Genomic DNA, 21,943 nt, shown 5'->3' with positions numbered 1-21,943 from the left:
ATACCGTGGATGACCTCCAGGGCGACTACCGCAGGGCCGGCTTCGGAGGGGACCTGGGTCGCGGATCACGTCGAGCCCTGCTCCTGGTCGACCTCGTCCGGGCCTACCTCGACCCGGCCTCACCCCTCTACGCCGGCGACACCGACCCACCGGCCCTGCGGGCCTGCGCCACACTGCTCGACACCGCGCGCCGCCACGGCGTGCCGGTCATCCACACCCGGGTGCAACTCAGTCCGGGCGGGGAAGACGGTGGCCTCTTCGCCCGCAAGGTGCCCGCCCTGCGGGTCTTCGAGCACGGCAGCGCGTTCGCCGACGCCCCGCCGAGCCTTGCCCCGGCGCCCGGCGAGACGGTGGTGACCAAGCAGTACGCCAGCGCCTTCTTCGGCACCAGCCTGGCCAGCACCCTGCGTGTCCTGGGGGTGGACGCCCTCGTCATCGGCGGCGCGTCGACCAGCGGCTGTGTCCGGGCCAGCGCGGTGGACGCCCTGCAGCACGGCTTCGTCCCCCTCGTCGTCGCCGAGGCATGCCTGGACCGCGACCCGCGACCGCACCAGGCCGCCCTGTTCGACCTCGGTGCCAAGTACGCCGAAGTGCTGGCCCTGGACGAAGCCACGGCGTTGCTCGGACCGGGAGGTTTGTGATGCGGGTCCTCGGCTACACCCGACGGCGGGTGCTCTTCCTGCCCGTGGGGCTGCTCTCGGTCGTCGTGCTGGCCTTCCTCCTGGTCAACGCGTTGCCGGGCAACCCGGTCGGGGCCATCGCCGGGCCGGCCGCCGGCCCGGAGGAACTGGCCGAGATCGAGCGACGCCTCGGTCTGGACCGGCCACTGTGGGAGCGGTTCGTCGACTACCTCGGCGGCCTGGTCCGCGGCGACCTCGGATCGTCGTACTACACCGACCGGCCGATCCTGTCGGAGATCCTGCGCTTCGCCCCGGCCACCCTGGAGTTGGTGATCCTCTCGCTCATCGTGGCCGCGGTGCTCGGGGTGGGCCTGGGCACCCTGGGCGCGTACTACAAGGGCAGGCTGGCCGACCGGGGCTCCCGATTTGTGGTCACCACCTTCCAGTCGATCCCCGACTTCTTCCTTGCCCTCCTGTTGATCTACCTCTGCTTCTATCTCGCCGGGTGGGCTCCCGCCCCGGTCGGCCGGCTCGGTCTGATGGACGAGCCGCCGCCGGCGGCGACCGGGGCACTGCTGGTCGACTCGCTGATCGCCGGTGACATGACGGTCTTCCGTTCGGCGGTGGCGCACTCGACGCTGCCGGTGCTGACCCTGGGCATCTACTACTCGGCGTACTTCGCCCGCAGCACCTACGCCTCGCTGGTGCCCGCCCTGGAGTCTAAGCAGGTCGAATTCGCCCGGGCCTGCGGTCTGCCCGAGCGGACCGTGCTGGCCTACGCCTTCCGTCAGGCCCGCACCCCGATCCTCACCTACGGCGGCATCCTGCTGGCCGCCCTGCTCGGCGGCGCGGCGATCATCGAGACGATCTTTTCGTGGGGTGGCTTCGGGGAGTGGGCGATCGACTCCATCCTCCAGCTCGACATGCCGGCCGTGCAGGGCTTCATCCTCGCCGCCGGCCTGGGAACCCTGTTGGCCTTCACCGCACTGGACATCCTGGTCGCGGTACTCGATCCGAGGGTGCGCTATGACTGAAACCCTGGCCGCCGACCCCACCACGGTCACCGCGCCGAAGGGCCGCAAGCCCCGCCGCGGTCGCCGCCGCCTGCGCCTGTGGGTGCCCAGCGGCATCCTCGCCGGCATGCTGGCGGCGGCCTACCTCGCGCCGCTGCCGTACGACCCGGCCGAGCCGCTGCCCGACACCCTCGCCGCCCCCGACGGCGAGCACTGGATGGGCACCGACAAGTTCGGCATCGACGTCTTCAGCCGCCTGGTGGCCTCGGCCGGAGTGGACATCCCGCTGGCCCTCGCCGGCATGCTGATCTCGCTGGTGGTCGGCGTACTGCTCGGGCTGGCCACCCTGCACCGAGGGCCGTGGGGAGAGCGCGTGGTCCGCGCGCTGGACGTCTTCCAGGCCTTCCCCCTGCTGGTCCTGGCCATCGCCCTGGTCGCCCTGATGGGCAACAACATCGAGAACGTCGTGGTGGCCATCGCCATCATCAACGTCCCCCGGTTCGTCCGCTTGGTCCGCAGCGAAGGGCTGACCATCCGGGAGAGCCGCTACGTCGAGGCCGCCCACGCCATCGGCGCGACCGGGCCGCGGATCATGTTCCGTCACCTGCTGCCGAACATGACCGGCATCATCCTGGCCCAGGCGTCGCTGGCGGTGGCCCACTCGATCGTGGTGATCGCCTCGCTGTCCTTCCTGGGCATCGGCATCAACGCCGCCGACGCCAGCTGGGGAGCGATGATCCAGACAGGAGCGCAGAACATGACGACCGGCCAGTGGTGGGTATCGGTCTTCCCGGGACTCGCCATCTTCCTGACCGTGCTCTGCTTCAACGCCATCAGCGACGAGTTGCAGGACTCCTTCGGACGGGCGAGGCAGCGATGAGCGCCCCCCGCCAGGCGCTGAGCCGCCCCGCCAACATCGGCCAGAGCGTGGACCGGGAGCCCCGCCTGCTGGAGGTCAGCGGCCTCACCACCCGCTTCGACACCCCCGACGGACTGGTACACGCGGTCAACGGCGTCGACTTCCACGTCGACCGGGCCGAGATCGTCGGTGTGGTCGGCGAAAGCGGATGCGGCAAGTCGGTGACGATCCGGTCGATCCTCGGCCTGGTCCGCCCCCCGGGGCGGGTGGTCGAGGGCACCGCCCGATTCAACGGCGTCGACCTGCTCGGCCTGCGTGCGGCCGAACTGCGCCGACTGCGCGGCGCCGAGATCGGCTTCATCGCGCAGAACCCGTTCAGCGCGCTGAATCCGGTGATGCGCATCCACCGGCAGTTCGCCAACATCCTCGCTGCGCACGGCATCCGCTCCGACGCCATCGCCCGGGACCGGGCCCGCGACGCGCTGGCCGACGTCGGCATCGCCGGCCCGGACCGGGTCCTCGACGGTTACGCCCACCAGCTCAGCGGCGGGATGGCCCAGCGCGTCGTCATCGCCATGGCCATGCTGCTCAACCCGGCCTTCGTCATCGCCGACGAGCCGACCACGGGCCTCGACCTGACCGTGCAACGGCAGATCCTCGACCTCATCCGGGGCCTAGTCCAGCAGCACGGCCGTTCGATGCTGCTGGTCACCCACGACCTCGGCGTAGTGGCCCAGTACTGCGACCGGGTGGTCGTGATGTACGCCGGCAAGGTGATCGAGCACGGCTCGGTCCGTGACGTGCTCACCAGCCCGCAGCACCCATACACGCAGGCGCTGGTCCGGGCCGTTCCCCGCCCGGGCCATCCGTTGGTGCACCTCACCGGGCGGCTGCCGGATCTCGTCAACTATCCGGCCGGCTGCCCCTTCCAGGCCCGCTGCCCGCACGTCCTCGAGCCCTGCGGGCAGGTGTTCCCGGAGCCGACGACCTCTGCGTCGGGCCGGACGTACTGGTGTCACCTGTCGCAGGAGAGAGAGGCCGTTCGGTGAGCCTGCTGGAGCTGACCAACGTCAGCAAGGAGTTTTCCGTCGGCGGGACCACCACGGTCTACGCCCTCGACGACGTGTCGCTGACCGTGAACGCCGGCGAGACACTGGCCGTCATCGGCGAGAGCGGGTCGGGCAAGTCGACGTTGGGCCGGCTGGCCCTACGCCTGATCGAGCCGACCCGAGGCTCGGTGCACTTCCAGGGCACCGACATGCTCGCGCTGCCCGCAGCCGGACTGCGCCAGCTGCGCGCCAAGGCGCAGATCATCTTCCAGGAACCGTTCGAGTCGCTGAACCCGCGTATGCGGGTGGCCGACATCATCGGCGAGCCACTCGCCATCCACCAGCCGAAGACCCCGGCGGCCGACCGCCGGAGCCGGGTCGCCACGGTCATCGACCAGGTGGGGCTGGCACCCGAGATGGCCCGCCGATTTCCCGGTGAACTCAGCGGGGGACAGCAGCAGCGGGTCGGCATCGCGCGGGCCATCGTCACCGAGCCCTCCCTGATCGTCCTCGACGAACCCACCTCCTCGCTCGACCTGTCGGTCCGCGCCCAGATCCTGCAACTCCTGGCCGACCTGCAGACCGAACTCGGCATGGGGTATCTGTTCATCTCCCATGACATCCACACCGTTCGCTACGTCAGCGACCGGATCGCGGTCATGTACCGGGGACGGGTGGTGGAGACCGGCCCGTCGGAGCGGGTGTTCGCCGACCCGCAGCACCCCTACACGCGCGCGCTGCTGGCCGCAGCGCTGCCCGTCGACCCCGACCAGGAGCTGCCGCTGGCCCGCCTGGCCGGCGACCCGGTGAGTCCGACGGAGAAGGTGAGCGGCTGCGTCCTCTACGGTCGGTGCCCGGTCGGTGAGGACCGGTGTGTACAAAACGAGGTGCGACTGACCCCCTTCGGCGCCGACCGCGCGGTGGCCTGCATCAAGCCGGGCGCACCCGGGAGCTGACCGCGCCCGGTGGCCCGTCCAGCCTCCGGGCCCGGAGGCTGGACCGCGGTCGGATCGGCGCGCCCCGAGCGCTCAGAGATCCGGGTTGTCGGACATGGCGTCCAGCAGCACTCGCCGGGCGGCCAGCACGTGCGCGCGCATCGTGCTCGACGCCCATTCGGCGTCGCGGGCGCGGAGGGCTGCCACCAGGTCACGGTGGTGGGCCATGCTGCGGGCCAGCGCCTCCGGGGTGTAGAGGCGGAACGCCCGAACCACTAGCGGGACCTCCACCACCGCCGAGAGCAGGGAGGTCAGCCGAGGGCTGCCGGCAGCGCCGATGACCAGACCGTGCAGTTCGGCGTTGAGGTCGGCGATGTCGTCCAGATCCTGCGGGGTCATCCGCTGCGCCCGCTGATCCATCTGGTCGCAGAGCAGGCTCAGCCTCGGCAGGCAGTCGGCGTCGATGCGCTGGGCGGCCAGGGCCGCGCCGTAGCTTTCCAGCCGGGCCCGGATCTCGTAGGTGTCCTCCAGATCGCTGATCGACCACTCGGCCACCCGGGCCCCCCGGTTGGGCTGGAAGACGGCCAGGCCCTCGGCGGTGAGCCGACGCAGGGCCTCCCGGATCGGGGTCCGACTCACCCCGAACTGCGAGGACAGCTCTACCTCGCCCAGCCGCTCCCCCGGGCGGATGGATCCTTTCAGGATCGCGCTCCGCAACGCCTCGTAGGCGTCCTGCCCGGCATTGGTCACCCGTGCCTCCATGGTCTGAAGCGATGTCGCGACCGGTACCTTGCCGACCGCCTGTCGCTCTGCGATTGTATACAGATGATGGTGCGCGTGGTGGAAGTGTCCCCCCGGGACGGGTTGCAGAACGAGTCCGAGGTCCTCCCGACAGCGAGCAAGATCGAGCTGATCCGGCGCTGCGTCGAGGCCGGAGCGCGGCGGGTCGAGGCGGTGTCGTTCGTCCGTCCCGACCGGGTGCCCCAGATGGCCGACGCGGAAGCCGTCATGGCCGAGGTGCCGCGCCGCAGCGACGTATCGTACATCGGTCTGGTGCTCAACCGACGCGGGCTCGACCGCGCCCTCGCCGCCGGGGTGGACGAGGTGAACTGCGTCGTGGTCGCCACCGAGACGTTCAGCCAGCGAAACCAGGGCGCCTCGGTCGAAACCATGGTCCAGGCCTGGTCCGACATTGCCGCAGCCGCCCACGCCGCCGGCCGTCGGGCCAGCGTCACCGTCGCCGCGGCGTTCGGCTGCCCTTTCGAGGGCGACGTCGCCCCGTCGACAGTCGGCGAGCTCGTCGCCCGGCTCGCTGAGGGCGAGCCGGACGAGATCGCTCTGGCCGACACCATTGGTGTGGGAGTGCCCGCCCAGGTGCGGCACCTAGTGGCCGCAGCCGGCGCGGCCGCGCCAGGCATACCGCTGCGCCTGCACCTGCATGACACCCGCAACACCGCAATCGCCAACGCTCTGGCTGCTGTCGAGGCCGGCGTGAGCGTGCTCGACGCGAGCGTCGGCGGCATCGGTGGCTGCCCCTTCGCCCCGGCGGCCACAGGCAACGTCGCCACGGAGGACCTGGTCTACGCCCTGCACCGCTCCGGCCACCAGACCGGCCTCGACCCGCGTGCGGTGATCGAGACGGCGGCCTGGATCGGTGACCGGCTCGGCAAGGCCAGCCTGCCGGGTGCCCTCGGCCGGGCCGGCTGGTTCCCGGACGAGCCGGCCTGAGATCATCGGGACATGGCTGTGGCCGGCCTGCCCTTCACTGAGCTGCGGCGGCCACCTTGCCGGCCCAATACCGGGAACGGCGAAAGGCCTGCGAGTCGAGGACCTTGCGGCTGATCGACCGATCAGGGGCTGGCCTGGCCGCTGTCCGCCTGACGGTACACGCAGGAAACGCTGCTGTACGCCAACCGCGCCACGGCGGGCTACGACCTCCACGTTAGCGATCCTCAGCCGCTGGAGAGAGAACACTGCAGGGTGCATCAGTAAGGTCAGGTGGGCGCCCGGGCCGGACCGGTCTCGGCCACCCACCGATCCATGGTGCGCCCACGTAGTCCCACTAACCAGCGGGCGGGCATGGTCGTACTGGAGGGACCGCCTAATGGCCCGACGCCTTACCCGCGTCGAGACCGAGGCGCTCGTCGTTCGCCAGGTGCCGCTCAGCGGACCTTCCTGGTCGCTCGCTTTCGGGGCGGAGTCAACAGGTCGGCGATCGCCGCGATCGCGGACGGCACGAGCCGGTAGTACGCCCAGACGCCGCGCTGTTCGCGTTCGAGCAGGCCGGCCTCGGTGAGGATCCGAAGGTGATGGCTCACGGTCGGCTGGGAAAGACCCAGCGGCGCGGTGAGGTCACTGACGGACGCTTCCCCCTGCCCGGCGGACTGGATCAGGCTTAGTAGCCGTAGCCGTAGCCGTAGCCGTAGCCGTAGCCGTAGCCGTAGCCGTAGCCGTAGCCGGGTCGTCGAACGCCTTCAGCACTCCCACGAGCCGCTGGGCATCGGCGGGCTTCATCGGCTCACCTGCCAGCGGCGAGGTGGCAGACATAGCTGTTTTCGCAGGCGCTCGCGGGCCCCCGCACGTTGGAGGTCATTGCTGGACTCGGCTGGGCAGCGGCGGTCGGGTATCCGGCTACAGCCGGCCGATCAGCGGCTGTGTCCACGGGTCGAACCGATACCCGTCGTCCCAGGGGAACCGGCCCTGCTGGTCCGGCCACACCATCTGCTGGAGGCGGACCTGGTCGCGGCCGTAGCGGCTGATCGCCAACCCGGGCAACAGTTCGTCTGTCGGCGGTCCGTCGATGATGATCGCGTCGTAGCCGGCGATGACGTCGCTGAGGCGTTGTCCGTGGGTGAACCGTTCGGCCTGGTCGTTGACCCGGCGAGCCAGGTCGTTGAGCAGACTGTGGGCGACCTCGGGTGGCAGCCCGGCGGTGATCAGTTCGGGGTGCTCGTGGGCGGTGAGCCCGACGGTGTAGGCGAACGGGGCGGTGGGCACGGTGGCGTCGTCGGTGGGCAGGACGTACGTGACGGCCCAGCCGATGGTGTGGATGATCCGTTCTTGACGCCGGAGCAAGTCGTCGATGTCACGCATGGTCGGTGTCTCCTAGGCATTCGGGGCTGGGGGCGGGGTCCGTGTCTGGGTGGGGTGGCTCGACGTCGACGAAGCCCCAGAGGTGTTCCATGACCTGGAGTTGCCAGGTGCGGTAGCGGTCGGCGAAGCCGCGGCAGAGCGCGGGCGGGATCGGGCTGCCGGCGTAGGGCAGCGTCGAGTGGCAGATGATGTATCCCGCGTCGCCGCGGGCTTCAGACACCATCTGCTGGAGCCGACCGGGGGTGAGGTGCATTGGGTTGCCGGGCTTGAAGATGCAGGTGGCGCATTCGCGGGCGAGCCGGCGGGTCTTGCGCAGTTCCGGGTCGCCGACGCTGAGTCGGGGTGGCCGGTCGACGTCCGGTTCGTCGGCGGCGTCGAACGTGTTGTCCATCGTCAGCTCCTTGTCGCTGCGGCACGGGCCCGCTTGGCGTGGGATGCGGGACCCGTGAGTCCGGGAGATCGGAGTTCTGCGGTGCTGGTGCGGCGTGGTTCTGAGCCGGCGCAGCCAGGTCAGCACCGTGTCGATGTCGGCGCGGTGCAGCCCGTTGTACGGGTCGACCGGGTGAAGCAGGGTGGGTGCACCGTCGGCGGTGCGCTGGCCGGCGGTGGTGGGGTCCTTGCCGCCGAACTCGTCGTCGAGGACGGCGAGTGGCCGCCGCGCGACCCAGGCGTACAGGGGGCTGAGTTTGTTCTGGTGGCCGAAGCGGACCCCGCCGGCGTGGACGGGGACGTGCGGCCAGGTGGTCGGCAGGCCCAGCCGTGGCGCGATCCATGCGGCGGCGAGGTGGTTCCAGCTGGTGCACCACACCGGTTGGGCGTGCTCGGCGAGTTCCGCAGCCAGGGCCCGTGGTCGGGGTTCAGCCAGACGGTGCCGGTGACGTGCCGGCCGTCGGGGTTGAGGACGCCGTCGACGTCGATGGCCACGACGGGGAAGGAGGCGGGTGCGCCGGTGGCCGGGTGGTGGTCACGGCTGGGCCTGCTCGCTGAGGATCGGGTGCAGGGGCACGGTGAGCCGGTCGGCGGTGCGGCCGGACCGGTCGGCGGGTTGCCACGTGCCGGCGGCGGCGTGGGTGGGGAACGGGCCGATGGCGGCGAGCCTGCCGTCGGTGCGGTCGAGGAGCACGAGAACGGCGGTGCGGGCGTCGTCGAGGGCCGGCAGCAGGATCGGGGCGAGGCGGGGCGGTAGGTCGACCCATCCGGTGGCGGGTAGATCCGTGACGGCGGGGTCGTGTAGCGGTACGGGCCTGGTCACGGCGAGGGTGGTGCTGTCGAGCGCGAGTGTGGCGGCGTGGGAGTGGGCTGCGTCGGCGCCGCTGGTGGGGCCGTGGGCGTCGAGGTCGCCGCTGGTGTGGACGGCGATCAGCGCGTGCGGGTCGCGGATCTCCAGGGAGTCGAGGACGGCGAGGGTGACGGTGTCGCCGGTACGCATGTCGCGCAGGGTGAGCAGGACCGGCCGTCCGTCCGGGTCCCGGTTCCAGGTGATGGCGTCGAAGTGTTCGCTGGTGACGTCGCGCAGGCGCCGCCAGGCGCGGTTGTCGGTGTCGAAGGGGTGTTCGTCGTCGGTGTCGTAACGCATGAGGAACTCCTTGTCGGGCAGCGTCGTAGCCGCACCCCGGATCTGGGTCGGTCCGGGCGCGATGCATGCACGCTTCGATGGCGAGGGATGGTCAAGTCGCGGGGGCGGCAGCGAGGCCGTTCGGCATCGGGCCCTCCCCGAGATGCGAGTGGGGCCGCCTGGGGCAGCCCCGCATTCCAGGCCCGGTATGTCGCGGGTCGCAGTGCGCGGCGCCGCCCGGCAGCGGCCCGGGCAGCCCCGCGGCGCGGGGTGGGACCGGTCGGCTTTCAGGCCTGGGTGAGGGCGGTGACGGCGGCGTCGGCGATCGCCGCGATGGCCTCGGCCGGGTCGGTGACGGCCAGGGTGGTGGCGTGGGTGAAGGTGTGCCCCCAGATCTGGTCCGGGTCGGCCGGTTCGCCGTCGTTGGGCGGGTCGGCGGGGTGGAGCCACAGCACGGCGCAGCCGGCGCGGTGCAGGGTGGTGACGAGTTGCTGGCCGACGGGGATGTCGTCGAGGTAGCCGTCGGAGACGACGGCGAGCATCCGCAGGGCGCGGCCGTGGCGCAGGTCGAGGAGCTGGTCGGCGACCTTGACCGCTTCCGGGAAGGTGGCGGTCGCCAACTCGGTGCGCATGTGCAGCACCTGTCGGGGGTAGGTGCGTGGAGGCACCAGGACGGTGGTGCGGTCACCGAACCCGATGGTGGTGGTCGTCGCCTGCGCGCGGCGTGCCGCGTTGGCGAAAATCCACGCGGCCGACGACATCGCCTGCGTGTAGCGGGCCATCGACCCGGACAGGTCGACCAGGACAGCCAGATGCAGGCGGGGCTTCTCCGGAGGCAGCTGGGCGCGTTGCTGCCACGGTGCGGCGGTCGGCATCTGCCCGGCGGCGGTTTGCGCGTCGGCGGTGATGGCCTGGCGGGTCCGCAGCCGACCGGGTGGGATCGGCGAGGGACGCCGGCCGGGTTCGGGGTGGCGGGTGCGGGCCTGCCGCAGCCGGTTGGCGAGATCGCGGGCCGCGCGGTGTTCCTGCTCTGTCGGGTCGGTGCGGTCCCACTCGGTTGGTGGGCTGTGCCGGTGGGCGAGCAGCGCCGTGGCGTACTCGGCCGGGGTGACACCGGCGGCGACGGCGAGGTAGTCGACGAGGGCCGCGGCGAGGCGGCCGGGGAACAGGCCGGCGTCCGGTACCGGGGTGTCGTACTGCTGGTTGGGGTCGATGCTGAGGACCTGACACCACCGGCGGGCCAGGCGGATCATGGTGTCGGCGTCGGTGTCGTCGCAGGTGTGGGCTTGCCGCCAGATGTCCCGCAGTTGCCGCAGGCGGGCGCGTCCGAGGACGCCGGTGACCGCGGCGCGAACGGGACGGACGTCTTTGCTGGTGACGATGCGGGCGTCGACGCGGGCCAGGAGCAGCGCGGCGAGCTGTCCGGCGTGCCACGCGTCGTCGACGGCCGCGCCGTTCGGGTCGAGGAGGGTTGTCACGACGTGGCGCAGCCAACGGCGGTCGCCGCGGCGGCGAGCGCGTTGGCGTCCTTCGGCCCGGGATTCCTCCAGCAGGTCCGCCACGGTGGCGAGGATCGGCGGGGTGCCGGGCGGGGCGGTCCAGCGGCTGTGCGCGGCGTGCGCGGCGCCGTGCACGAGCAGCCCGTAGCCGGTGGGCACGATCCGCTTGTGCCGGGCCTTGACCGGGTCGGTGACATCAGGGCTGTCGGCGATGTAGGTGGCGTCGACCTCGATCCGGTTCAGGTCGGGGTAGAAGCATTCGGGTGCGTCCCCGGCGGCGCCGGGAGCGACGAGGACGGTGAGGTCGGTACGGCCGGTCAACAGCGGAACATGCTGGGTCCAAGCCTGCGACCAGGCCCGCCAATCGGCGGCACCGGCCGGCGGCGGCGGTGTGCCGGGGCGCAGGTGAGTGTGCGGGTGGGACACGGAAAGGGCTCCTTCCAGAAAAGGGGGCGGTCAGCGCTTGCCGAGGGCAAGCGCGGTGATGGGCGTGCCGGTGTGCCGGGACAGGGCTGCGGTGACGTCGTCGCGGGCGTCCTCCGGGGCGATGCCGGCCAGGTTCGCCAGGGCGGCGCTCATACCCAGCTGGTCGCGGACTTTGACGAAGCCGAGCAGTTCACGCAGCTGCGGCGCCCACACGGTCTTGCCGGCGGCGAGGTCGGCGTTGAGGTCCATCGCCGCGGCCACGACCGGCCTGGGAACGCCGAGCTGGCGGGCGAGGTCCCAGTCGGTGGTGACGTGCAGGTGGACGGTGAACCGGGAGGCCAGGGCCTCAGTGAGGACCGCGCCGTGCACGCCCGGGTTGTGACCGGCGACGATGTAGAACCCGTCAACGGCCTGCGCGGTTTCGTTGCCGTGCGCGGGGATGGTGACGATGCCGCGGCCGTCCATGGCCGGATACAGCACGGCCAGGACGCGGGGCGGGATGAGGGTGGCGTCGTCGACCAGCAGCACCCGCCCCTCCCGCATCGCAATGACCAAAGGTCCGTGGACGAACTCGTAGCCGCCGCCGGGGACCGGGTTGTAGGAGCCCAGGAAGTCGTCGACGACGGTGTCGCCAGTACCGGCGACGGTCAGCAGATCGGGAAACGCCGCCTCAACCATCGCGGTCTTCCCGGTACCGGGCGGCCCGTACAGCAGCACCGGCACCTGCTGGGCGCGCAGCCGCCGCAGTTCCTCGACGTCCCAGCCTTTGCCGAGCCGCCGCGGGTGATAGAGCGTCCCGTTCGGCCGCGGCACCGGAGCGGGCCGGGACTGCCGGCCACCAGAGCTGCCGCTGGAGCGGGTGCGGGGCGCGGCGGGCGGGAGGGCGCCGGCGGCGTCGATGCCGTCCTGAGTGATCTGGAACCGGTGGTGCGGGTCGCGGTGGTGGGTGGCGTGCCCGGCGGCGGCCATCTTCTTCAGCGCCTCGAACACCGCCCCGGACGACGGTGCGCCGATCGCCCGGGTGATCTCGCCGACCTTGAGAATCTGGTCGGGGTGGTCGGCCAGGTGCAGGGCGACCTTGCGGTAGAGGTAGCCGGACCGGCCGGAGCCCTCGCCGGTGGTGGGAGTGGCGGCGCCGCTGGTCGGGGCCGGGTCGTTCTGCGGTGAACCGGCAGGTGGGTGTGGTGTGGTCATGGGATTGCCTCGATTCGGGTTCGGGCCCGCGCACCCGTCTCCGGGTGCGCGGGCGGTGGGTACCGCACAGCGGAGACGGGCGGGGCCAACCCCTGCCGGCCCGAATCGGGCCTGGCAGGTCGGCGACCACACCCCGGTGGTGCTGAAGGGTGACGGCGACACGTCAGGTCGCCGCTGATGCGTGCTGGTCGGTGTCGAGGCCGCGCGGGCGGTGTCGGCGCCGACGATGGAACCCCCGCCAGCCCAATTGATCAAGTCGAATGGGTGCGCGGGTGCGGGATTTCGGAAGTGCCGGCTGACTACGTGGGCGACGCAGCGTCGAGCGATGCTGCCGGCGGGGTCGTGGTCAGTCGGCGCAGCCCCGTTCGCAGCCCTGCGGGTCGCACTGCTGTCCCTCGGCCATCCGGGCCAGAGCCAGCCCGTCGCCGCCGTCGAGGTCGTCGTGGAACGGCCAGCTGAACCCGTCGGCGAACGCCTTGACCTTGGCCGCCCCGTACATCGGGTAGCCGGTGTGCTCCATCGCCGCCACGACGTCGTCGCGGCCGAGGAGCCAGGCGAGTTCACTGAGCTTGTCCACCGACCGGCTCGCCGAGTTGCCGCGGTGGTCGAGGATCTTCCCGATAGCGAATCGCAGGTAGTCCCGAGCGTAGGTTCTGTGGTCGACCCGCTGGGTCCACTCGCCCGGGTGTCGAGGGGCGATGACCTGGCGGGCGTGGTCCAGGTCGAGTGCCTCCACGAGCACCTCCTCCCGGAAGCCGAAGATGTCCCCGCGGTTGGCCCGCAGAGCCCAGACCCGGGTGACGATCTCTTCTTGGGTACGGATGGTCACTTGTTTCCTTCCTGTCGGCCCACTCGTCGAGGTAGGGCATCGGTGGGTATGCCGGCCTATGCGTTGTCGGTGTCGGGCAGGTCGCCGACGATCCGGTCGCAGGCGTACGGATCGACGGCCTCCCAGCACCGGCTGCGGCCCATCACCACGTACCGGCCGTCCCCGTCTGCGGTGATGCGGTCGATGGCGTCCGGGTCGTCGGACAGGGCACGCTGGTCGGCGACGAGGACGTCGCCGTCGAAGGACAGACCGGCCAGCGCTTCGTCGACCTGCCGGTCCAGGTCGTCGGCCGGTACGCCCTGCTCGCGCAGGCTGTCGCGGTACCGGTCGCGGTGGCGCTGCTGGTCGGCGACGATCGCCTCGGCCACGTCGCGGGTGCAGGAGAACACCGCCCACCCGTTCCAGTAGTCGATCAGGGTGCCGACGAACCCGACCTCGACCCGGTCGTCGCCGTCGGGGCCGGTGGTGCGCGCCCAGTCGCCTGCGAACACACCGACGCCGCCGATCCGGACCCGGTCGGGGTGCAGGTGGGACACATCCGTGCCGGTGGGGCTGGCCGCGAGGTGACACAGTTCCGCGACGCGGTCGGTGGCGGCGGTGTCGTAGGCGTCGCGGTAGACGGCCATCGCCTCGTCGCGCTGCGGGATGCGCAGCCCGAACCAGCCCGCGGTGTCGCCGGTGGCGGCGGCGAACAGCTCCCACCCGGCGACGTCGACCGGCTCTCCGACCGAGGAGAAGTGGGGCAGGGCGTCGAGGACGGCAGGATCGCCGTCGTGGGTGCCGGCCAGGATCCGGCGCGCGGCCAGGCGGGTGTTCCCGCCGGCCCGGGCGCCGATGGTGTCCTGCGCCCACCACTCGGCGGCGGTGCGTCCGGCCTCGGCGCCGGCGGCGCGCATCCGTTGCAGCGCGGCGGCCCATCCGGTGGCCTCGGCAACCGGATCACCGGTCGGCGGCGGGGTGGTGGTGGCCGGTGCGATGCGATCGCCGGCGTCGAGGCACATCGCCAGCGTCGAGCCGCTGTCCCAGGTGACCTCCACGATGTTCTGCCGCTGGTCGTGGCGGCGGACAGTCCCGGTGTCCCCGGGCCGCAGCAGGGTGTACGGGTCGTCGGTGTGAACCAAGCTGACACGCTGTCCGACCTTGTAGCTGGTCATGGCGGTCTCGGATCGGTCGTCAGCGCCGGTGCAAGGGCCGCCGTCCCCGGTGGCCGCTGACGGCGTGCGGTCGGTGCTCAACGGGTTTCCCCCGCCGCGTCGTCCGGCGTGGGGGTCTGCGGTGGCCAGGGCTTGCGGGTGACGCGATCGCCGAACATCGGGTCGCTGGCGACCGAGGAGCCGCAGTGGGCGCAACTGGTGACGGTGTCGTAGCCGTAGCCGGCCATGGACGGCACCTCGACGTGGTCGATCTCGTCGACCGCGCCGCAGACGGTGCACACCGTCATCTCCGGACCGCCCCCGTCGTCGGCGGGCGCGGTGACGAACAGGTCCTCGACCGGGTCGAGGTGGTGCCCGCTGTGCCGCAGCCAACGGCCGTGGACCGTCGCCTCGTACACCACCAGCCGCCGCTGGTCGAGGTGCAGCAGATACAGCCACTCCAGGGCCCCGCCGACGTCCTCGCGCAGCGCACCCCGCCGGACGGTGGCGTCCTGAGCGACGACCGGGTAGCCCAGGCCGGGCACGGGCGGCTGCCGGTCCCAACGCCGGGGCTTGGGGTGGACGGCGAGGGACCACCAGTCGTGGGCCAGCAGCGCGGCGGCCATAGCGCCGGTGTCCCGACCGAACGTGTCGGTCCAGATCCGGCGCAGCAGCGGCACCAGAACCTCCGGACTCTCACCGAACTGGATCAAACGGGCGGTGTAGCTGCCGCGGAACGCGGCGACACCGATGAGCGTGGGTGTGCTCACGGGCTATTCCTCCTCAGAGATGTGTGGATTGGGGCAGGCGGCGGTCGTCCCGGTGGGACGACCGTTGAACTTGGGTGGCATGGATCGGCCGGTATTACTCACGGCCCTCGTGCGGGAGACGGCGATACTCATATCCGGCGGTATTTCTCCGACCGGACTGCACCGGTGGGCAGGAGTCGGCGGATCAGGCGGCCATGTCGGTGGTCGGTATTACCGTGCGTGGATGGCTGCACGAATCAATAAAATTGATGGCATCGCGACCGCGCTGCGCGGGACCGCACTGCAGGGCCATCCCGTGGAGGAAGGGCCCGGTCACACCTTCGTGGTGGACGACGTCGATCCTGGCCGGCTACTCGACGCCTGGCAGGCGGCTCATGCGGCCATGCCTATTACAGGCCGCTGGCCGGTGTTTACGCTGCCGGACGGCGTCGCCCGCGAACCGGATGGCGATGAGCTCGCCGATCTGGACCAGGTGGCTCGGACGCTGGATCCGTGGTCGTTCTATCGGCGATACGGCAGGGATGACGTCCAAGACAAGGAAGACGTAAAACGCTATGTCCAGGCATTTTTGGGTGACAACATGGTCACCAAGGCCATCGAAGAGCTGACCGCCGACCACGTCGGCAGCTCTGCAGCGGTGGACCTATGACACCCTCATCGCCGATGGGCAGCTCGCCTCCCGAGCCTTCAGCGGTTCCGAGCACCTCGTCGGTACCGCCCGGTGGCACACCCCGCCGCGAGTGCAGCTGGTGCTGCTGCCCACGACGTCGCAGTGGCTGGCCCCCGCCTGGGTGCCCTACTTCGAAGCCGACCGTGACAACGGCATCCCGGCGTTGGCAGCGGCGATCCGGCAGTGGGAACAGCGGTGGGGCGCTGCCCTGATCGCCGCCTGGGGAAGCATGCTGCAGTTCACCGCGCAACGCCGGCCGCAGCCCGGGCCGCCGGCTTGGGAGCTCGCCGGGCAGCAGTTAGCCGTCGGCGGCAGCTTGCAGTGCGAACAGTGGCAGCTCGCCATGGCCCTCACCCGGGGCGACGCATGGTTCCTGCACGACCGCCCCTAAACCCTAGTGTTTGCTGGCTACAGGCGCTGTTCGAGACCTGCCGGTATGCCTGCGCGTGGGGCGTTGGCGGGTAAGAGCCGCCAGTCCGAGCAATCATCATGGCTTAGCCGGAGAGCCAGCGCCTCTGTGCAGCCGCCCTGATCGTGCAGGCGGGACAGGAGCTGCCGCAGAAGGGGCCGGGTACCTGAGCCGGGAGGCGCGCCGAGGTTGCGTCCGCGGAAGTGGTGTACGACTTGCCCGTGATGGGCGTGTTGCGTAGATGAGAGACGGCCATCGCGTCGATCCTTCAAGACGACCAAGTCAGAGAAGGAAGAGAGGACGCGATGGCCGCTTCAGAGAGTGTGAACCCTGTTGACCTGCTGCGCGAGCAGATCGAGGGCGCGTCGCCGGACGTGTTGCAGGCGATGATCAAAATGTTCGCGCAGGCGGTGATGTCCGCCGAGGCCGATGCCATCTGCGGAGCCGGCTATGGGCAACGCAGCGACGAGCGGGTCAACTCTCGCAACGGCTACCGGCCTCGGGAGTGGGACACCCGCGCCGGAACGATCGACCTGGCGATCCCCAAGCTCCGTCAGGGCAGCTACTTCCCCGACTGGCTGCTGACGCACCGGCGACGGGCAGAGCAGGCCCTGGTCTCGGTGGTCGCCACGAGCTATCTGCTCGGGGTGTCGACGCGGCGGGTGGAGAAGCTGGTCGAGACCCTCGGCATCCGGCAGTTGTCGAAGTCGCAGGTCTCGGAGATGGCCGCCCACCTCGACGCCCAGGTCGAGGCGTTCCGCAACCGACCCCTGGACGCCGCCCACTACACGTTCGTGTGGATGGACGCGCTGACCATGAAGGTCCGCGAACACGGCCGGACCGTCAACGTCCACGCCCTGATCGCGGTCGGGGTCAACGCCGACGGCCAGCGTGAAGTCCTCGGCGTCGACGTCGCCTCGGACGAGGACGGCGCCGGCTGGCTGGCGTTCCTGCGCAGCCTGACCGCCCGCGGACTCTCCGGCGTCCAACTGGTCATCTCCGACGCCCACCGCGGCCTCGTCGCCGCGATCGGCGCCGCCCTGCCCGGCGCCACCTGGCAACGATGCCGCACCCACTACCTGCGCAACCTGCTCACGAAGGTGCCGAAGTCGGCGCAGCCGTGGATCGCGACCCTCGTGCGCACGATCTTCGACCAGCCTGATGCCGACGCCGTCCACGCCCAGTTCCGGCGGGTCGTGGCCACGATCGAAGCGAAGTTCCCCGCCGCGGCCGAACACCTCGACGCCGCCCGCGATGACCTCCTCGCGTTCACCAGTTTCCCGCGCGAGATCTGGCGTCAAATCTGGTCGAACAACCCGCAGGAGCGACTGAACAAGGAGATCCGCCGCCGCACCGACGTCGTCGGGATCTTCCCCAATCGGGCGGCGATCATCCGCCTTGTCGGTGCTGTCCTGGCCGAGCAGACCGACGAGTGGACCGAGGGTCGCCGCTACATGGGCCTGGAACTCCTCGCCAAAGCCCGCCTGATCACCGTCGACACCAGCCAACACGACACCGACCAACCCGACCCCACCCCGATCGCCGCATAGCATCAGACCGGATCACGCGATGGCCGTCTCTTACACCATCAGCGCGGACGTGACCGGCGCCCGATGCGCTATGAAGGTTGACATGGCAGAAGGATCGTCGGTAGGGCGTGCAGGCCGCGGCATGGCAGTGGCAACGTTGGGGTCACGTATCGCCGGCTTCGTACGGCTAGTGGTGCTGGCCTCCGCCCTGGGCCTGGGTAGCCGGCTACTGGACAGCTACAACGTGGCGAACACGCTGCCCAACGCCGTCTACGAGCTCGTAGTCGGGGGCGCGATGGCCAGCGTGGTGGTGCCTCTGCTGGCCCGGGCGGCGCTGAGCGAGCCTGATGATGGGGTGGTTTACGCCCAGCGGCTGCTGTCGTTGATGGTCTACGGCCTCGGGGCGGTCACGGTGGTGGCGATGGTCTCGGTGCCGTGGCTGGTCGAGGTGTACACGCCCGGCTTCACCGGCGAGCAGCGTGAGCTAGCGGTCGTGTTCAGCCTGTTCTTCCTGCCGCAGATCCTGTTCTACGGAGTCAGCGCCACCGCCGGTGCCGTGCTCAACATCCGAGGCCGTTTCGCCGCCCCGATGTGGGCGCCGCTGGTCAACAGCCTGATCGTGATCGCGGTCGCCGTGGTCTACCTGCTAATCGGCGGCGCTAACAGCATCGAGTCGATAACACCTGCACACCTGCTGCTGCTTGCGGTCGGCACCACCGCGGGCGTGTTTGCCCAGATGGCGTTGGTGGTGTGGGCGCTCGCCCGCAGTGGTTTCGCGCTGCGGCCCCGACTCGACCCCCGCGGCATCGGGATCCGCCGTATCGGCCGGCTCGGCGGCTGGGTACTCGTGTCGGTCGTCGCCGCGCAGGTGCTGCTCGCGGCTGCTACGCGGGCCGCGTCGGTCAGCGGCCCGGGCGGGATCAGCGCGTATCAGAACGCGTTCGCGGTGTTTCAAATGCCGTTCGCGGTGATCGCCTTGTCGGTGATGACCGCCATGCTGCCCCGACTCAGCCGCTACGCCGCCCACCTCGATCATCGGCAGATCACCGAAGATCTGTCCCGGGCCATCCGGTTGGCCGTCGTGGCGCTCGCCCCCATAGCAGCAGCCATGCTGGTCCTCGGCCCGCAGATCGCCACTGTGCTGTTCGCCTACGGCCGCAGCTCACCGTCGGCGATCACGTTACTGGGCGCGGTGGTGGCCACCTTCGGCATGGCCTTGGTGCCGTTCACCGGCTACATGATCCTCCAACGCGGCTTCTACGCCCTGCAGGACACCAAGACCCCCGCGCTGATCACCGCCGCGGTGACCGTCGTCGGCGTGGCGGGCTGCCTTGCCGCGACCTGGCTACTACCCCGCGCGGACATCGTCGTCGGGATTCCGCTGGCCTACGCGGCCGCCTACACCACAGGCCTCATCGCCGCCGCAGCCATCCTGCGCCGCCGACTCGGACGCATAGACGGCAACCGACTGCTCCGCACCCACGTCCGCGTGGCGGTCGCCGCCGGGGTCGCCGGAAGCTGCGCCGCCGCCACCACGTCCGCCCTGACGCCCCAGGTCGGTTCCGGTGTCAACGCGGCGCTCCTCATGCTCAGCGTCGCGGGCGTCGTAGGCACCGCAACATACGTCGCGGTGGCCCGACTGGTGCGTCTCACCGAACTGCAGCAACTTGTGGCCACCGCCCTCGCCGGCATCCGAACCGGCTGACATGACTCCTCGCAGGGAAGCGACCAACAGCCCGGTCGCCACAAGACACACCCCGTAGGGTCATGCCGCAGACCTACAAACGACTCACCAGTCCGGGAGATGTCATGAAGCCCTGGCACATCACCATCCTTGTCCTGATTTTGCTCCTGCTCGGCTTGCTCGGATGGCTCGTCACTTCATACCGCAAGGGCCGCGACGGGCACTGACGCTCGGCCGCGGCGGCCGGGTCCTGTCTGGGTTTAGGCCGGGCCAGGTACCGCCGTAGCAGCTCGAGTTCGCCATAGGGCGTCGAGCGCGCCACACCGAACAGCTCAGGCAGCTCGGCTCTGGTGTGCTCCCCGGCTTTGTGCAGGGCCGACCAACTGGGCTTCCTGCTTGACGGTGAGCTTGGGCGCCTTGCCACGGAGCCGGCCCTTCGCCGTGACGACCCACATGCCCTCGCAGGTCCGCATCCAGGTCAGGTCCGCCACGACCTCAGCGATCATCGTCAGAGTGGTGAACAGGGGACCCCTCTGAACAACGTCGGTCCTCACGGGCCAGATGTATTGAGCCCAGCGCCTACTGAATTGACAGAGCCGCTGGTGCGCAGATGCATCACCGCTCATAGGGCCCGAGCGGGGCGTTCTGAACGGTCATGAAGGACACCGGGTCGATCGCACCGTTCGAACTGGCATCGCCGTGGCGGTGCACCTCGTAGTGCAGGTGCGGGCCAGAGCTGTGGCCGGTGGAACCGACAACACCGATCGGCTGCCCGGCGGCGACCGGCTGCCCAACCGTCACCATCGGCGGCTGGTGCATGTGGCAGTAGCGGGTGAGCAGCCCACCGGCATGGTCGATGTCGACATACCAGCCGCAACCCCGCGTGAGAACGGGGTCGCCGTCGCGGTCGCAGCCCCATTCAGCGCCGGTGTCGGCGTAAACGGCGTTACAGCGGACGGTGCGGACCCTCCCGGCGGAGGCGGCGCGGATGAGGGTGCCTCGCGGGGCGCTGAGATCGACACCGTCGTGGCCCGGCCGGTCACCGGTACGGAACCCCGACCCGATAGAGGCGAGGACCGGCTGCGTCCACAGGCCGGTGGCCCGGCACCCGGCAAGGCCGTCGGTGGACAGGCCGGCGGTGTCGGCGATCGCGGTGACCAGCTGGGTTGCCGGTCCTTCCCATTTCGCGTAGGCGTCGGGGAAAGCGCTGATCTGCACGGCCTGGGCGGCCTCGGTGAGCGGCATCGCCTGCCAACCGTCGACGGCCTGCAGACTCTGGTAGAACTTCGTCGCCGAGTACTGGGGATCGTGCAACTGTTCGGTGGTGCCCCAGCCTTGGGAGGGGCGTTGTTGGAAAAGGCCGACCGAGTCGCGGTCCCCGCCCGGGGTGTTGATCAGGAAGGATTCCTGCATCGCGGTGGCGACGGCGATGACCCAGCCGCGGGGCGGGACGCCGAGGCGGATGCCGACGGTCGTGACGGTGGCGGCGTTGCCGGTCTGCTCGGCGCTCCAGTCACCGATCGCATCGATGCCACCCGAGGCGGGGCCGCGCGCGGCCGACGAGGCGGTAGCGGGAATGCTAGTGATCGATCCGCACGCGCCGCCGCCGCCGGAGACCAGGGTGGCGGCCAGTCCGGAGCACAGCAGCAGGACAGCGGCGAACGCGATGGCGATCCCGGACAGCACGCGGGCGGTCATGATTGGACTCCTTCGAGGCCGGTGCGGCGGATCGTTGGGAAGGTGAAGCCGCGCGGGCCTCTGGAGCGGCGTCGCAAGGCCCTCGGACGGGTGCGGGTGGTCGGCAGGCGAGGGCTGCCAACCTTTCGCCGTGCAGCAAGGGAGCGTCGTCCGGGCCTTTGCGGTAAGCGATGATTCAGATGCGGTACGGGTTGCCGTCGCGGTCAATGAGGCGCTGTCAGTGGCTTCGGGCGACGAACCGCGCCGGGTAGTGCCACTTGGGGCTCGCCGTCAGGCGGTTCGGAGAGAGGGCTGGCGCGACGCAGCATCACCACGCAGGTCGTGACGGATGCTGGCCCGTACGACGCGGCGGCGTGCGGTGCGGTCCAAAGGGGGAGGCGGTGATGGTGGCGAGAGGTTGGACCTGGACGGGCAGGTCAGGGCAAGGGTCGACGGGTGGCCGATGGAGTCTCGGTGAATTCGGTCAGCACGGGGGACCGAAATGGCGGACGAGATCGGGCCGGTCAGCGAGTTGCGCACGATGGCGCACCGTCGGCGGGTCATGCAGGTCGCGTTGGTCGGCCCAGCCGGCGCTGGCCCGGAAGAACCGGCTGCTGTGGGTACTGGTGGTGCGGGCCCAAATGATCGCCCGATCGAGGACATCTCACCGCTGAGGCCGCGGTGCTCGATCGGTTCGGGCAGGAATAGCACCCCGCCGTAGCCGGGGGGCGATGTCGGCAAGGAGCACCTTGGAGGGCTCACGGCGGCGGCGGCCATCGCGGGGGCAATGACGTATGGCTTGCCGAATCGCCACGGATTAGGCGGTGATAGCGAAGGCCGCGTTCAGGACCTTCACCATCCCGTCGGTGCCGGAGGCGGGGTGATCGGCGAGGCGACTGCGGAAGAACGCCTGCAGGTACTGCGCCGCGATCGGGCTGCGGTGGCAGTCGACCATGCAGGGCGCACAGGTCGACAGCGGTGCGGGCTAGGGCGTGTCCT

Annotated in this window: 22 protein-coding genes and 1 pseudogene; 11 read left to right on the top strand and 12 right to left on the bottom strand. The window is 70.5% G+C overall.

Annotated features, from left to right (window positions below; all coding sequences use genetic code 11):
- Positions 1–5: 5 nt before the first annotated feature.
- The 5 genes from ACN27D_RS01945 to ACN27D_RS01925 are packed head-to-tail and all read left to right on the top strand — an operon-like array spanning position 6 to position 4,497.
- A complete protein-coding gene (locus ACN27D_RS01945; protein ID WP_205776010.1) occupies positions 6–641 on the top strand; it encodes an isochorismatase family protein in 636 nt (211 codons plus the stop codon).
- On the top strand, positions 641–1,654 hold the full coding sequence (locus ACN27D_RS01940; RefSeq protein ID WP_421498376.1) for an ABC transporter permease: 1,014 nt from the start codon (positions 641–643) through the stop codon (positions 1,652–1,654). The genes ACN27D_RS01945 and ACN27D_RS01940 overlap by 1 nt, the downstream gene beginning before the upstream one ends.
- On the top strand, positions 1,647–2,513 hold the full coding sequence (locus ACN27D_RS01935; RefSeq protein WP_120569166.1) for an ABC transporter permease: 867 nt from the start codon (positions 1,647–1,649) through the stop codon (positions 2,511–2,513). The genes ACN27D_RS01940 and ACN27D_RS01935 overlap by 8 nt, the downstream gene beginning before the upstream one ends.
- Entirely contained in the window at positions 2,510–3,541 is a 1,032-nt protein-coding gene (locus ACN27D_RS01930) for an ABC transporter ATP-binding protein (RefSeq protein WP_421498375.1), read from the top strand. Before ACN27D_RS01935 ends, ACN27D_RS01930 begins: the two co-directional genes overlap by 4 nt.
- Positions 3,538–4,497 (top strand): ABC transporter ATP-binding protein, encoded by a 960-nt coding sequence (locus ACN27D_RS01925; RefSeq protein ID WP_120569168.1) that lies wholly within the window; start codon positions 3,538–3,540, stop codon positions 4,495–4,497. The genes ACN27D_RS01930 and ACN27D_RS01925 overlap by 4 nt, the downstream gene beginning before the upstream one ends.
- Positions 4,498–4,569: 72 nt before the next feature.
- Here the strand turns inward: ACN27D_RS01925 and ACN27D_RS01920 are convergent, their stop codons facing one another.
- Complete coding sequence (locus ACN27D_RS01920; RefSeq protein WP_421498374.1) at positions 4,570–5,226, bottom strand: GntR family transcriptional regulator; 657 nt, start codon at positions 5,224–5,226, stop codon at positions 4,570–4,572.
- Between the two features lie 78 nt (positions 5,227–5,304).
- Between ACN27D_RS01920 and ACN27D_RS01915 the strand changes: the two genes are divergently transcribed.
- Positions 5,305–6,204 carry a hydroxymethylglutaryl-CoA lyase gene (locus tag ACN27D_RS01915; protein WP_421501096.1) on the top strand — a complete coding sequence of 300 codons (900 nt, stop codon included), beginning with the start codon at positions 5,305–5,307 and terminating at the stop codon, positions 6,202–6,204.
- Positions 6,205–6,638: 434 nt separating this feature from the next.
- Here ACN27D_RS01915 and ACN27D_RS01910 read toward each other — a convergent pair.
- The 9 genes and pseudogenes from ACN27D_RS01910 to ACN27D_RS01870 all read right to left on the bottom strand — a co-directional run bounded on the left by ACN27D_RS01910 (position 6,639) and on the right by ACN27D_RS01870 (position 14,975).
- Positions 6,639–7,023: pseudogene (locus ACN27D_RS01910) on the bottom strand (ArsR/SmtB family transcription factor).
- An 84-nt stretch (positions 7,024–7,107) separates the two neighbouring features.
- Complete coding sequence (locus tag ACN27D_RS01905) at positions 7,108–7,569, bottom strand: DUF4262 domain-containing protein (protein WP_421498373.1); 462 nt, start codon at positions 7,567–7,569, stop codon at positions 7,108–7,110.
- The gene (locus tag ACN27D_RS01900; protein WP_421498372.1) at positions 7,562–8,377 is read right to left on the bottom strand and encodes a hypothetical protein; all 816 of its coding nucleotides are present in this window, start codon (positions 8,375–8,377) and stop codon (positions 7,562–7,564) included. Before ACN27D_RS01900 ends, ACN27D_RS01905 begins: the two co-directional genes overlap by 8 nt.
- A gap of 156 nt (positions 8,378–8,533) precedes the next feature.
- On the bottom strand, positions 8,534–9,145 hold the full coding sequence (locus tag ACN27D_RS01895; protein WP_421498371.1) for a hypothetical protein: 612 nt from the start codon (positions 9,143–9,145) through the stop codon (positions 8,534–8,536).
- Between the two features lie 266 nt (positions 9,146–9,411).
- Positions 9,412–11,049, bottom strand: coding sequence for a VWA domain-containing protein (locus ACN27D_RS01890; RefSeq protein WP_421498370.1), 1,638 nt, complete (start codon positions 11,047–11,049; stop codon positions 9,412–9,414).
- 30 nt (positions 11,050–11,079) lie between these two features.
- The gene (locus tag ACN27D_RS01885) at positions 11,080–12,243 is read right to left on the bottom strand and encodes an AAA family ATPase (RefSeq protein ID WP_421498369.1); all 1,164 of its coding nucleotides are present in this window, start codon (positions 12,241–12,243) and stop codon (positions 11,080–11,082) included.
- Positions 12,244–12,589: 346 nt separating this feature from the next.
- A complete protein-coding gene (locus ACN27D_RS01880; RefSeq protein ID WP_421498368.1) occupies positions 12,590–13,072 on the bottom strand; it encodes a hypothetical protein in 483 nt (160 codons plus the stop codon).
- 56 nt (positions 13,073–13,128) lie between these two features.
- Entirely contained in the window at positions 13,129–14,226 is a 1,098-nt protein-coding gene (locus ACN27D_RS01875; protein WP_421498367.1) for a DUF4314 domain-containing protein, read from the bottom strand.
- Between the two features lie 77 nt (positions 14,227–14,303).
- Positions 14,304–14,975 carry a hypothetical protein gene (locus ACN27D_RS01870; RefSeq protein WP_421498366.1) on the bottom strand — a complete coding sequence of 224 codons (672 nt, stop codon included), beginning with the start codon at positions 14,973–14,975 and terminating at the stop codon, positions 14,304–14,306.
- A gap of 223 nt (positions 14,976–15,198) precedes the next feature.
- Between ACN27D_RS01870 and ACN27D_RS01865 the strand changes: the two genes are divergently transcribed.
- The 5 genes from ACN27D_RS01865 (at position 15,199) to ACN27D_RS01845 (ending at position 19,494) form a co-directional block, all read left to right on the top strand.
- Positions 15,199–15,624, top strand: coding sequence for a hypothetical protein (locus ACN27D_RS01865; protein ID WP_421498365.1), 426 nt, complete (start codon positions 15,199–15,201; stop codon positions 15,622–15,624).
- A 91-nt stretch (positions 15,625–15,715) separates the two neighbouring features.
- A complete protein-coding gene (locus tag ACN27D_RS01860; RefSeq protein ID WP_421498364.1) occupies positions 15,716–16,036 on the top strand; it encodes a DUF4253 domain-containing protein in 321 nt (106 codons plus the stop codon).
- Between the two features lie 323 nt (positions 16,037–16,359).
- The gene (locus tag ACN27D_RS01855; RefSeq protein ID WP_121686484.1) at positions 16,360–17,604 is read left to right on the top strand and encodes an IS256 family transposase; all 1,245 of its coding nucleotides are present in this window, start codon (positions 16,360–16,362) and stop codon (positions 17,602–17,604) included.
- A 121-nt stretch (positions 17,605–17,725) separates the two neighbouring features.
- Complete coding sequence (gene murJ / locus ACN27D_RS01850) at positions 17,726–19,288, top strand: murein biosynthesis integral membrane protein MurJ (RefSeq protein ID WP_421501095.1); 1,563 nt, start codon at positions 17,726–17,728, stop codon at positions 19,286–19,288.
- 62 nt (positions 19,289–19,350) lie between these two features.
- Positions 19,351–19,494, top strand: coding sequence for a hypothetical protein (locus ACN27D_RS01845; RefSeq protein ID WP_162958994.1), 144 nt, complete (start codon positions 19,351–19,353; stop codon positions 19,492–19,494).
- A gap of 105 nt (positions 19,495–19,599) precedes the next feature.
- Here the strand turns inward: ACN27D_RS01845 and ACN27D_RS01840 are convergent, their stop codons facing one another.
- On the bottom strand, positions 19,600–19,773 hold the full coding sequence (locus tag ACN27D_RS01840) for a hypothetical protein (RefSeq protein ID WP_421498363.1): 174 nt from the start codon (positions 19,771–19,773) through the stop codon (positions 19,600–19,602).
- 109 nt (positions 19,774–19,882) lie between these two features.
- A complete protein-coding gene (locus ACN27D_RS01835; RefSeq protein WP_421498362.1) occupies positions 19,883–20,965 on the bottom strand; it encodes a peptidoglycan DD-metalloendopeptidase family protein in 1,083 nt (360 codons plus the stop codon).
- Between the last annotated feature and the right edge of the window lie 978 nt (positions 20,966–21,943).

Origin of the sequence: Micromonospora sp. WMMD1274, assembly GCF_049179035.1 — a bacterium.
Taxonomy (GTDB): Bacteria; Actinomycetota; Actinomycetes; order Mycobacteriales; family Micromonosporaceae; genus Micromonospora; species Micromonospora tulbaghiae.
This window is presented reverse-complemented; position numbering and strand designations above follow the sequence as displayed.